10 protein-coding genes are annotated in these 13,043 nt (G+C 56.2%); all 10 read left to right on the top strand.

What is annotated here, in order from left to right; genetic code table 11:
* Positions 1–1,140 (top strand): hypothetical protein (locus HFM78_RS02965; RefSeq protein ID WP_287127929.1); only part of this gene is annotated, 1,140 nt, incomplete at its 5' end.
* The gene (locus HFM78_RS02970; RefSeq protein ID WP_287127930.1) at positions 1,137–2,246 is read left to right on the top strand and encodes a glycosyltransferase family 4 protein; all 1,110 of its coding nucleotides are present in this window, start codon (positions 1,137–1,139) and stop codon (positions 2,244–2,246) included. The genes HFM78_RS02965 and HFM78_RS02970, both read left to right, overlap by 4 nt.
* 11 nt (positions 2,247–2,257) lie before the next feature.
* Positions 2,258–3,175, top strand: coding sequence for a glycosyltransferase family 2 protein (locus tag HFM78_RS02975; RefSeq protein ID WP_287127931.1), 918 nt, complete (start codon positions 2,258–2,260; stop codon positions 3,173–3,175).
* Between the two features lie 54 nt (positions 3,176–3,229).
* Entirely contained in the window at positions 3,230–5,044 is a 1,815-nt protein-coding gene (locus HFM78_RS02980; protein WP_287127932.1) for an ABC transporter ATP-binding protein, read from the top strand.
* A 23-nt stretch (positions 5,045–5,067) separates the two neighbouring features.
* A complete protein-coding gene (locus HFM78_RS02985) occupies positions 5,068–6,327 on the top strand; it encodes a glycosyltransferase family 4 protein (protein ID WP_287127933.1) in 1,260 nt (419 codons plus the stop codon).
* A 26-nt stretch (positions 6,328–6,353) separates the two neighbouring features.
* Positions 6,354–6,797, top strand: coding sequence for a hypothetical protein (locus HFM78_RS02990; protein ID WP_287127934.1), 444 nt, complete (start codon positions 6,354–6,356; stop codon positions 6,795–6,797).
* Between the two features lie 175 nt (positions 6,798–6,972).
* Positions 6,973–8,580 carry an alkaline phosphatase family protein gene (locus HFM78_RS02995; protein WP_287127935.1) on the top strand — a complete coding sequence of 536 codons (1,608 nt, stop codon included), beginning with the start codon at positions 6,973–6,975 and terminating at the stop codon, positions 8,578–8,580.
* A gap of 23 nt (positions 8,581–8,603) precedes the next feature.
* Positions 8,604–9,641, top strand: coding sequence for a sterol desaturase family protein (locus HFM78_RS03000; protein ID WP_287127936.1), 1,038 nt, complete (start codon positions 8,604–8,606; stop codon positions 9,639–9,641).
* 112 nt (positions 9,642–9,753) lie between these two features.
* Positions 9,754–11,670 carry a hypothetical protein gene (locus HFM78_RS03005; RefSeq protein ID WP_287127937.1) on the top strand — a complete coding sequence of 639 codons (1,917 nt, stop codon included), beginning with the start codon at positions 9,754–9,756 and terminating at the stop codon, positions 11,668–11,670.
* A 182-nt stretch (positions 11,671–11,852) separates the two neighbouring features.
* Positions 11,853–13,040 carry a glycosyltransferase gene (locus HFM78_RS03010; protein WP_287127938.1) on the top strand — a complete coding sequence of 396 codons (1,188 nt, stop codon included), beginning with the start codon at positions 11,853–11,855 and terminating at the stop codon, positions 13,038–13,040.
* The last annotated feature ends 3 nt before the right edge of the window (positions 13,041–13,043 follow it).

The following is a 13,043-nucleotide window of genomic DNA, read 5'->3' on the forward strand; positions in this document are numbered from 1 at the left end:
GCCCTCCCCAGCCCTGAGTTGGGCGTCTACCCAGACCATCCCACCGCCCGTTCGCGCTCCGTCAATGAAATCCTGGAGCGTACCAGCACCCCAGAAGTCCAACTGGCCCCCGGCTATAGTGCCAAACGCCAGGAAATCGTCCAGATGTACCGTAATTTTGGGATTGACCTCTCGCTGACCCCCAAGGAGTTGCGGACTTTCCTACCGCGCACTTGGTCCAAACAGACCCCCCAACCCCTCCTGGGTCCCTACCGCCAGCCCTATTCCGTAGACAGTACCTTCTATCAACCGATCCCCACCAATAGCCCCAGGGTCGCCCTGCCCGTGGGATACATCAATTCCGTCAGTTTCGCCGCGCGCGGCGGGACCAACACCCAGCAGGGTTTCATCATCGCCGATAAAAATGACCCGCCCCAGACCTTGCGCCGCCTGGATGACAACCAGATCCTCCGTCGCCGTCTGCCCCTCAATATCCTGGATGCGATCCCGGCGGGCGGGACCGACAAGCATTTGACCATCGTGGACAGCACCGATAACACGGTCTTCACCTGTTTCCAAGCCAAGCTCAGTGAAGGCGGGGGCCGACTCACCTGCAAATACACCGCCGGACCGACTCACCTCGGCAACTTGGGCGACCAAGGCGGCGGGACCAATGCCACCAAGATCCCCAACCTCGCCATGGTCCTGCGCGAAGGAGAGGCGAACAATCCCAACCAACCGATCCCCCATGCCCTGACCGGACCCATCGGGCAAAACTGGAAGGCCATCGTCTATCCCGGTTTGGGTATGGACAAATATATCCAGCGCGTCAATACAGGTCTCGTCCCCTACGGCGGCATCCTCCAACTCGATCCCAAGCTTGACCTCAAGCAAATCCAAGTGGACGGACGCAGCCTGAGCCTCCCGGCGCGGCGCATCCTCGAAGCGATCCAGACCTACGGCTTCTACGTCAATGACAACCGCCCAGACCGCAGTTTACCGGGTAGTAAAGGGACCAGCTTGAGTGTGTGGACTGTGGTTAGGGCCGAAGAACTCTCCGCTGACCGGGGTAAGAACCTCCAAGCCGTCCAAGCTGAAGTGCGCCAAGTCCTCAACCAAAACACCCTCTATGTGGTTCCGCCCGTGGTGAAAAAGTCATGATGACCCGCCCCAGCAAAATCACAGTGACGGGCTCCCCCCAAGTCCGCGTCCGCGTCCTCCCGCCCGCCCTCGAAGGCAATACTTTTTTGACCAGTCTCAATGGGGGCCTAGAGCAATACGGGATTGACCTCCAGCCCTTTGATTACCGCTCGGTATTGCGGGGGGTGCTGCGGGGCGAGCGGTGCTGTGAGATTATTCATATCCATTTTTTGTTGTTTTATTTTGAACGGGACTGGCGCAAACTCGTGGTGCCCAGTGCCAAATTTTGTTTGACCCTGGCCTTGGCAAAACTCCAGGGCTACCGGATCATCTGGCACGCCCATAACCTGATGCTGCCCGAGGGTGCCCACTCGCAACTAGAACGTCAGACTCGTCAATTTTTGATTGATTGCTGTGACCGAGTAGTAGCTCTCTCCAGGCACACGGCGCAGCAACTCCAAGAGACCTATCGCTGTGACCCCAGCAAAATTACCGTCATCCCCCACGGTCACTACCTGACCGACTACCCAAATAATCAAGGCCGCGCCGAATGCCGCCGCCAACTGGGATTGGGGACCGCTGAAGTTGTTTTTCTGTTTTTCGGACGCATTGAGTCTTACAAGGGCGTACCGGACCTGATCCAGAGCTTCCGTGCCCTGGCGACTGACCGCCCGATACGCTTGGTGATTGCCGGTAAATGTAACCAACCGGAACTATTGGCTGAGATTAAAGCAGCGATGGATGACGACCCGCGCATCCGACTGGAAGCCCGTTTAATCCCCAACGCCGAGATCCAGGTCTACATGAACAGTGCTGATTATGTAGTCTTGCCCTACCGCCAGATCCATAACTCCGGGGCGGCAGTCCTCGCCTTCTCCTTTGGTAAAAAAATCATCGCCCCCGCTCTAGGCACCTTCACCGATCTCGTCCAAGACCTCCAGGACCAAGAGCCCCTCGCTTGGCTCTACGCTCCCCAGGACCCCCAAGGACTTACTAACGCCCTGGCAGAAACGGCCCGCCTCGGTCCCCAGCCCCAGCCCTACTACAGCCCCAATCTTTTAGAAAAATACGACTGGACCACCATCCAACGGCGACTCGTCGAGACCTATCAAGCCGTTTTACGGTAAGGGACTGACCCATGCCCCTCATTTCTGTCGTCATCTGCACCTACAACCGAGCAGACCGGCTCAAACTGGCCCTGGCGGGTCTCTGTGAACAAACCCTAGACCCCACGCTGTTCGAGGTGCTGGTGGTGGATAACCGCTCCACCGATGACACCCGTGGGGCGGCTCTGGCCTACCAAGACCAGCTACCGCTCAAGTACCACTACGAATCCGTCCAGGGCCTCTCCCGTGCCCGCAACACGGGCTGGCAAGCCGCCCAGGGCGAGTATGTGGCCTTTTTGGACGACGATGCGATTCCCAGTCCGGTTTGGTTAACGGAACTCGTCACGACCTTCAAAGAAACCCAGCCCACCCCGGTCTGTATCGGTGGCCCGATCTACGCCCTCTACGAAGCCCCCAAGCCCAGTTGGGTCAATCCCGCTATGGAACACAGTTTCACGGTCCTCGATTACGGCGACCAAGGGCAGTGGTTCCCGCCCAACAAGTTCCCCTACGGCGCAAATATCACCTACCGGCGCGACGCTTTGGTCAAGACTGGCGGCTTCTGTGAGCAGTTGGGCCGCCGGGGGCAGAGTCTACTTTCCTGTGAAGAGGAATTCCTGAATATGACCCTCCAACAACAGGGCGGAGGGTTCTACTACGCACCCCAGGCCGGGGTCCGCCACTGGGTCCCCCAAGCACGAGTGAACCCGGCTTGGTTAATCCGCCGCAGCTACTGGCAAGGCCGCTCCGAAGCTGTCGCCGAACGCATTCTTGGCGAACCCCAGGGACGACAACGCTGGCAGAGCTTCTGGCGGTTCCGCCACGACCTCAGACCCAAGTGGCTCGTCGCCCAAGTCTGGCCCAACCTACGCATCCAGGTCCCGGCCCGGATGCGGCTAGCCTTACGCTGGGGCTATTTGAGTCAAGTTTGGTTCCATCCAGCTCCCTAGGTACCGAGATCAGGTCAACTTTGTTTTAATCTAGGTAACGCTGTGTTAAAAAACATGACTACCGCCGCCCCCCAACGTTTTGGTCGTCTGCGCCAACTGATCGCCGCCACCCAGACTATTCCCCGCAAACACCTCTATGCCGGTTTGGGGGCCATGTTCATTGCCTCCCTCCTGGATGGGCTAGGGATTGGCTTACTGGTCCCCTTTTTGCGAGTCTTCTTGGATGAAAAGGCCAAGTTTCAGTTACCCGGCTCTTGGGCCACGGACCTTAACGCCTGGTTCGCGCTCCAATCCAAAGAAGAATTGTTGACCTTATTCGCGATTGTCCTGATTGGGTCATTACTTTTTAAGGGCGTGATGTACTATCTAGCCCAAGTCTGGACCGCTCATTACAAAGAACATGCGGTCGAATATTTACGCGAAAAACTCTACCGCACCTACCTCTATGCGCCCCTATCTTTCTTCAACAATGTCCAACTCGGCAAACTAACCAGCACGCTCCAGGGTGAAGTTAACAAAGTACGAATGCTCATGGGTCATATTTTCATAGGCTTGACCAGTGTGATGACCCTGGGGGCTTACTTGAGTGTCTTGTTATTAGTTTCCTGGCAGTTGACGCTCTTGGTTGCCACTATGATTGGCTTGGTGATCCTGGGGATGAATCTACTGCTCAAACAGATTAAACAGTACAGCCGGGTAACGACAGAATTAGGCCGGGAACTAGCTTTCAAGGTCCTCAATATCCTCTCGGGCATCCAAATTATTAAATCCTACGGCACGGAGGAATATGAGGTCAGTCAATTCCGCAACCTCACCCAACGCCAAGTCAAAGCCCACCATGATCTAATCAGCAAACAAGCCTGGGTAGACCCAATCACCGAGACGACCACCCTCACCCTGGCGATGTTAATTCTGATTAGCTCCTATCTTTACTTGATTAAGCCCGGTATCTTGCAGATCTCGGGTCTACTCGTCTTCATGCTGGTCCTAATTCGGATTTCGCCCATCCTGCGTAAACTCAATGTTGCCCGTGCTTCGATTCAAGAGGAGTTGCCCTTCCTCAACAAAGTCCTAGAGTCCTTGAACCTCTACGAGAAGCACCCCCTACCCGTCGGTAGTAAGACCTTCCCGGGGCTACAGGCGAATATCCAGCTTGAGGATGTCTACTTTGCCTATCCCGGTAAGAATCCGGTATTGCGTGGCGTGGACCTAACGATTGCGCGGGGGACGACGGTGGCGATTGTCGGGGCTTCGGGGGCGGGGAAATCTACGCTCACGGCCTTGGTGCCCCGTTTCTACGATGTGACGGGCGGCGCGATTCTGGTAGATGGGGTGGATATCCGCACCTATGACGTGGCTTCGCTCCGCAAGACCATCGGGATTGTCAGCCAAGAGACCTACATCTTTAATGCCTCCCTGCGCGACAACATTGCCTACGGGATGAGTGGGGTCAGCGATGAAGCGGTGATGGAAGCGGCCCGACTGGCCCACGCCCACGATTTCATTGAACAGTTACCCAGGGGTTATCAGACCGTGGTGGGCGACCGGGGTATCCAACTCTCGGGGGGCCAACGCCAGCGCATCTCCATTGCCCGCGCGATCCTGCGGAACCCAGAGATCCTCATCCTGGATGAGGCGACGAGTGCCCTAGACTCAGAGTCCGAACGGCTGGTCCAAGATGCCCTCGAACATTTACGCCAGAACCGCACGGTCTTGGTCATCGCCCACCGTTTAGCCACCGTCCGTAACGCCGACCGCATCATCGTCATGGAGCAGGGCCGCATCCTCGAAGACGGCGAACACAACCAACTCTTAGCGCGGCGCGGGCTCTACTGGTCTTACCACAACCTCCAGACCCTCCCGGCCTAACTTCTCTTTATCCGGTAAATCCCATGCAAACTAAAACACCAACCAAGCCCCGGATCTGCTTTGCGCTGCCAGGGATCAACTATATCGCCCACTCCCCGCGCTGTTTGAGCACCCTACCCATCCTCCAGCACCTGAGTCAGGATTTTGAGGTCACGCTGGTCTTCCGGTCCTTGTTAGAAGAGCAGGGGCTACCCTGCCGGACCTTGACCATCCTGGACCGCCCCGACCCTACGGCGAACTCCAATGGTTATTTCACGCCCTTGGACCCCCAGGCCGCCTGGGACTATGGACAGCAGATCCAACGTTTTGCGGCGGACCACCGGGGGCAATTTGACTTGGTGATTGAGAAGGAATGGCACCTCTTGGGTCTGTTTGCCCAGGCTTTTCGGCGGCAGGGCGTGGCGGGGCTGGCGATTCACCACGCTGAGTTCACCCAGAGTCCGGGGCAATGGCGGGGACTGGGCATCCTCAAAAATTTACCGACCATCCTATTTCGCCGTTGGTTGCCGGAGTTGCGCCGGGGTTGGGTCCGGGGTTGTCAGGGCGTGATTACCGAGACCACCCAGATGCAGCATTTCCTGCGCGAATCGGGCTACCTAGCCCCGACCACGCCGATTTATGCCATCCCCAACGGAATTGATCCCCAGATCTTCCATCCCCAAGACCAAGCCACCGCCCGTGCCCGCCTCGGTCTCCCCCAGGACCAGTACATCCTGACCTACGTGGGTTCCCTCAATCGCTATATCCAGGAACCCGGTCCCCTCATTGAAGCCTTGGGTCAAATCCAACCCAAGGGCGTCGTCTTGCACATCATTGGTGACGGGTCCAAACGCGGTGAACTCGAAGCCCTGGCTCGCGCCCACCAAGCCCCGGTCACTTTTTGGGGACGGGTACCCCAAGCTGAGGTCGCCCACTATATTGCAGCGGCGGACCTCTGTGTGGCTCCCTACCGCCGCGAGCTTTTCCAAGGGGGTGAACTGACGGTAGCGAGTCTCAAGGTCCCCGAATACCTCGCCGCCGCCCGTCCGGTCCTGACCCTACCCTCACCCCGGATGGCGGAACTACTCGCTGAGGGACCCCGGGGCTTCTTAGTCGAGAACACCACCCCGGACTACTGCCAGTTCCTCAAAAACCCGCCCCCCCGTGCCCAACTCCAGCAAATGGCCCAAAGGATTGCCGCGCAACCGGACTTGATCCCCACTTGGCAACAGGTTGCCCAACGCTACCAAGCCGCCATTCAGCCGCACCTTCCTCTCCTCGCCGGCTCAGCCACACCAAATTAGTTGATGCAAACCCAGCGGAAATTACAATGCACGCCTTCAGACTTTACCTAAAGGGGACCTACCGAGTGTTTCAGGGCGTAGGGTACGGGTCCTTACTGCTTTCCTTGGCCCTGATTGTGTTAATTAATCTAGTCTGCTGGAACCTGTGGCAACCACTTTTCAGCTACCACTTCGGGTCGGAGTCGAGCTTTTACTTGGCCTGGGTTTTATGTTCGCTCCTGTACTTGATGGGCACACGTTTAACTGGGCTGGTCCACTTGTTATGGCAGGGTTGTCTACTTGGTAACTTCAGCCATCTCGTCGCCCAAATCGGCTCACCCTGGCTGGGGTCTTGGGCCGAACTCCTCGGCTTGCTGGTATCCCTGGGACTGTTGTGGTGGTTCTTCCTGCGGGGTCAAGACGGCGGCAATGGTGATCTCAGAGTGGCAATACCAGTCTCGCCTGCTCCCAGTCCAGTCTCTGTCCGTTAATACGAGTTTAGCCCTAGCTAAAAACTCTGATATCCCTAGAGGTTTTAATTACGCAGTTTACATGGTTGTGCCACCCTCTAGCCTTGAATGATAATTCTTCATAGGCATGGAATTTATGTCCTAATTGTGAGCGTTGATTTAGAACCCTGCTCGTCCCCATTCCTTGGAGCAAAACGTGAGTCAAGTTGTTGCTATTGGCCTTGATGCCGCCGACCCAGCACTTATTGAAGAGTGGTTAGACCAAGGTTATTTACCTAATTTAAATCGTTTACGCCAACAGGGTGCCTACGGTCGGTTAGCAAACCTTGAATATTACAAAGCGGAAACAGCTTGGACGACTTTTTTAACGGGTTGCCAACCCCAACGTACGGGGTATTGGACCCCGATTCAGTACCATCCCCAGACCTACAGCGTGGTTGAGGGCGGGGCCTACGACTATAGGCAGTACCCCCCCTTTTATGCCTTCGCCCCCGGTAAGCGCGTGGCGGTCTTCGATATGCCCCAGACAGTTTTGGACCCCAGGGTTGACGGTCTGCAAGTCCTGGCTTGGGGTGCCCACTCCCCCCAGACCCCCAGCCATTCCCTGCCCCCGGAAGTCCTACCCGCGCTGATTGCCCGTCATGGTGGGCATCCGGCCTTACATAAGGACCACGGCGATTGGTATGACCAAGCTTATTTGACCCGTCTCCAGGCGGCCCTCCACGAGGGGGTCCGGCTGAGGACTGCCATCTGTCGGGAGCTATTACAACAGCCCTGGGACCTGTTTTTGACAGTCTTTAGTGAGACCCATTCGGCGGGTCATGATCTGTGGTACCTGAGTCAACCGGACCATCCCCTGTACGACCCTCAAGCCACAACTAGCCCGTTACGCCAAGTGTACGAAGATGTGGACCGAGCGATTGGGCAACTGCTGGCGGACGTACCCGCTGAGACGGCCGTGGTCGTCTTCTCGACCCACGGCAGCGGACCCAATAACACCGATGTACCGAGCATGATTCTCCTGCCCGAGTTGTTGTATCGCTTCAGCTTCGCCGGTCAATCCCGGCTCTCGACCGCCTCGGGCCGCAAGCCCAGCCTGCTGCGTCCGCCCATGGGCCGGGGTGATTGGAGCCAACGGGTCCATCGGCTGAGCGACAAAAATCCCCTGAAACGGCTCCTTAAACAGGCGATCCCCGGACGTTTACACCGTCGTTTGGGTTGGAAACCGCCCATGGGTCCTTTGGCTTGGCAGCCGACTACCTGGTATCAACCGGATTGGCCCCGGATGAAAGCCTTTGCCCTGCCTAGCTTCTCGGAGGGCTACATCCGCATCAATCTCCAGGGCCGCGAACCCCACGGGATCATCACCCCTGACGGCTACAATACCCTCTGCGATGAACTGACCACCCTGCTGTACCAACTCCAAGATGGACGCACGGGTCAACCGATGGTCAAAAAAGTCCTCCGGACCCGCTCTGGTCCCCAAGATGACAGCCTCAACCTGCCCGATGCTGACCTAGTGGTGGTGTGGCAGGATGAGCCGACGGATTTGCTGGAGAGTCCCTTGGGCCGGATTGGGCCAGTCCCCTACCGCCGCACCGGGAGTCATCGCCCCGAGGGATTTATTTTTGCCCGTACTCCCCAGACCCTACCAGGGAGTGCCCTCCAAGGACATGTGGTGGATTTGGCGGCGACCCTCTTAGAGTTGATGGGGAGTGAGCTACCCGCCCATCTAGAGGGAAGGCCCCTAGTTGGTATAGCCACGGTGCTGAGTGATCCAAAAACCATAGCTGCACCTATCTGACACACTCACCCTAGGAAACCCTCATGGACTTTCAGGCACGCCTGCCGGACTTGCTTGACCAAGGCCTGTTTTCCTTGCTCATCAAGGTTTGGGATTACCTCATTGAGACCCAACTGCTCAGAGCTTGGAAAGCCTTGGCCCTGCCCCTCGCCATTATTCTGGGCGTAGTCCTCTTCCAGGCTTTCGTTTTACGCAAAACCACCCTGCGTAAGGTCTGGGAGACCGTCAAATCGCATCACCAACTCTCCCCATCGTTCAAAATCGAGTTGGTCCTGTTTGGCCTGTACTTGCTGAGCGTCACCGTCTTCATCAGCAAGTTCATCGAGAACCAGGGTAAAGGCTTGGAGAACTGGCTGTTGGGCCATTATCCCTTAACCACTTTCGCCCAATTTGGCAGTCAGTTATTAAGCGGGACTATTGGCGGGTTTATTTTTTACGTGCTCCTGACCGATTTTATTCAGTACTGGACCCACCGTTTACAACACAGCAAATTAATGTGGGACACCCACAAGATTCATCACTCCGCCACTTCTTTCAACTTTATTTATGCAGTTTACAACCGTCAGATGCCCGTCATCCCGACGGCGGTATTGGTGGATTGGCTACCCTTTGTTTTACTCTTGCCCCTGGGCGTACCGGCGGGTGAGACGGCGGGGTATTACCTTACTTATCTGGCTTTTAGCAAGGTCCGCAACGTCTGGAACCATCTGCCTTTTTACGTTAGTTTTGGTTGGTGGGACCAAATTTTTGTCTCTCCAGCCGTCCACCATGTCCACCATGGGGAGACCCATTACGATGTCAATTTTGGGTCCTTACTGACAGTCTGGGACCGGATGTTTGGTACCTATGAGGCTCCGCCCCCCGAGCAGCCCAAGCTGGGAATTGGTGCCGATGGCGACCGTCTACATCAGAATATTTTTGCCTTTATCGCTTTACCCATCTTTGATTTAGTCCGCACTTGGTTTTTACTAATTGTTCAGGGTATGAAATATCTAGGAACTACTTTACACAACAATTTGAGGTTAGCAAAGATTAGCCCTGCTTTTTTCGGGCGCAAGTAGTTTTCAAATCTAAGCAATTTCCCTTAGTTTTATTTATAGTTACGTGGTTTACATGGTTGATTTTAAGGAGCTAAATTCTTTACTTTATCTGTATCCTCTCACGGTAATCGCGATGTTTCCTTTGTCTCGGCTCAGCGGCTTGCTAGCAGTAGCCCTGTCCATCCCGGTTTTGGCAGAAGGTCAACTGCAAATCACAACCCCAATCCCTAAAATTGTTGCTAATCGCCTTGTTTTTAGTACTGTCAAAAAAGAAACCCGCGCTCCCCAGACCATCACCCTCAAGAATATCGGCAATAGCGCACTGACCGTCACCGCGCTGACCCTGGGTAATTCTCCTGAAATTAATAACGCTGTCTCGGGACGGACAGTTGACTACCAAAGGGCCAGCGACTTTCGGCTTGTGACCCCGCCCATGCTGCCCCTTACCCTAGCCCCCAACAGCACGATTACCCTAATAGTGGAATTCGTGCCTCAACGCACAGTCAGCCTCAGCAACAACCCGACCCACTCTAAAAATGGGGAGTGTTACGCTGCTTTGACCATCGTGAGCGATGATCCCATCCAGTCCAACTTCATCCTCAACCTCGCCGGACTGAACACGATTACCTACGAGGGGAATAATGAACCGAGTCTGGCGGAGATTAGCCGTGCCTACGGTTGGTCCACCCATGTCGGTCAAGAGAACAACGTCTTGGGTGGAGCTAAAACCTGGGTTGGGGAGGAAGTTTACTCGCCCTACTGGGTCCGGGCTGATGCTGCTAACCCCGTCCGACTATGGCCCCTCGCCGCTTTTAGCAAGCGCGTCCCCGACCCCTACGGCTACAGCAGTTTCTATGCCAAACCGGGCAGTGGCGGCAATGGCTTCATCCTTTACAGTTTCGCGGGTACCAATAACGATGACTCACCCACGGGCATCGAGGTCCAAGGGAGTAACGACCTGAGCGGCGGCGAGAACCAAAAACTCCTACCCAAGATTTTCAAACAGGGTAGTAGCTTCACACCTACGCCCGGCTCCGTGAGCTTCAACCCGACGCGGGCTTTCGGGATCAGGAATGACGGGATCTCCAGTGATGACAACCTCAATATAGATGCGGTGAATGGAGTGGATACCTTGCACAACTGGCGGTTCTGGTCGGTGCGCGATCCCCAGGGGAAGCTGGTGCCCAACCAGTGGTTAGCAGCTAAGGACAACGGCAATACGAGCGACCCTGAGACTGGTAAAAATTTCGACTACCAGGATGAAGTATTCCTGCTGACCAACGCCAAACCCGAGATCTCCGCGCAAGACCCCAATCTCCCCGCCCCGCTGCCTGCTTTGGTCCTGAATTTCAACCAGACCTACCCCGGTACCTTGACCGATGTGGACGGTGAGGCCACGGGTTTCACCGCTACCCAGCGCAATAAAAACGATACCTTCAGCAGTACAGCCTCCTATGTGCCCAGCCTCTTGGATTTAGACACGACGGGCTTGGGGACCCTGAGTGTAACGACGACCTCCGGCAGTAACGGCAGTACCGACAACACGTTAAATAATGGCCTCAACGTGAGTTTTGACGGACGGGCGGGCCGCTTCACCGTCAGTACCCGGTTGGTGGGTCCCCTGGCTGACCTGAATTTGCCCTTCCAGCAGGGCGGCGTCGTGTTCGGTCCTGACCAAGACAACTTTGTGAAACTAGTGGCGGTAGCTCAAAGTAATGGCACGCCCGGTATCCAGTTCTACGGTGAACAAAAAGCTGTTGGTAGCACCCTCGGCTCCATCGTCATGGTGCCCAATCCTAGTACCATCGAGACCCTAGACCTCGTTTTGACGGCTGATCCCAGCCTAGGTACGGTCCAGGCTGCTTACCGGGCAGTGGGACCAGGTTTTGATACGGGCCTCGTTACCTTACCCACCACTTGGACCCTGACCGGGGGTGCGGTGGGGCGGTTCTTTACCCAACAGAGTCGAGCGGGGATCATGACCACCTCTAAGAGTGGGACCGTAGTCAACCTCGTCTTTGACCGCTTTGCTGTAGAGACAAACCCCTAAGTAAAAGGCGTAAGTGCGATTACGCTTTTTCCTGTGTTGTAGTTTCTTTACAAGTTCCTTAAGGTATGTGAAGACAGTTCATTTTTATCGGAACCTGTGCAAGTAGACGCCCTGTGTGCGCTTGCCCAGTCCTAGCTTCCCACAGTGGAATTATAGGAATTAATCCCCCAGGAAAATGTGCCATGGCTAAACCGACCTTGACTATTTTTTATCAGTTTGATCCCTGGGGTAACAGCTTAGGCGGCATCCAGACCACGGTGCGTTCCTACGTGAAATACGCACCTCCTGAATTTGAACTGCGGCTCGTCGGGATTGAGGATGATCCCACGGTACCCACCGGGGTCTGGCACAAAGCAGAACTCGCGGGGCGCGACCTCTGGTTTATGCCGCTTTTCACCGTTGCCAATGACAACTACGGTCGCAAAATCCCCATCACCGTCCAGTACACCGCCGCCCTCCTGAAACACGATTTCAGTTCAGATTTCCTCCATTTCCACCGCCTAGAGCCGACGCTGGCAGCGCGTTCCTGGCAGGGTGAAAAAACCCTCTTTGTCCACAACGACATTGCCCAGCAACTCAACCCCCAGGGACGAGAGGCAATTCTCTGGCAACGGTTCCCCAAGGTCTACTTGGCCCTCGAAGGCTGGCTCATTCAGCAATTCAACGAAATCCTCTCTTGCAATCAGGCCGCAGTGGAACACTACCGCCGGCACTACCCGGCCTTAGCCCAGCGCGTCCACCTGCAACGCAACACCGTGGACCAGGAAGTTTTTTCGCCCCTCACGCCACCAGCGCGGGATGCAGCCCGTCGTGAGTTAGCGCACAAACTAGAACTAGACGGGGCGACTCGCTTCCTCCTGTTCGCTGGTCGCCTCCATCCCCAAAAAGACCCGGTGCTATTGGTCCAGAGCTTGCAGCAACTCGCTGACCCCTTGGTCCATCTACTAATCGCCGGGGAGGGGGATTTGGGAGCGCAGGTCCAGGCTGAGATTAGTCGCCTGGGGTTGGTGGGGCGAGTGACGATGCTCGGTGCTATCCCTCAAACGGAGTTAGCCCGACTGCAACGGCTGGTAGATGGGTTTGTTTTGAGCAGTGTCTACGAAGGTCTGCCTCTAGTCGCCCTCGAAGCCTTGGCCTGTGGTACGCCCGTGGTCACGACCCGCGCTGGGGAGACGCCCAACCTCTTGCTCCCCGGCAGTGGCTTGGTGGTGGAGGAGCGGACCCCAGTGGCTCTAGCTCAGGCTCTACGGCGAGTGGTGCATGAACCCCAGGCTTTTCCCGCTGCCCAGTGTGTCAAGGCCGCTGAGCCCTATTCAGCACGGGCGGTGATTGAGTCGGTTTATCGCAATATGTGGCAGCGGTGGCGTTAGGGA

Source organism: Candidatus Cyanaurora vandensis (assembly GCF_013285555.1).
In the GTDB taxonomy this organism is placed as follows: domain Bacteria; phylum Cyanobacteriota; class Cyanobacteriia; order Gloeobacterales; family Anthocerotibacteraceae; genus Cyanaurora; species Cyanaurora vandensis.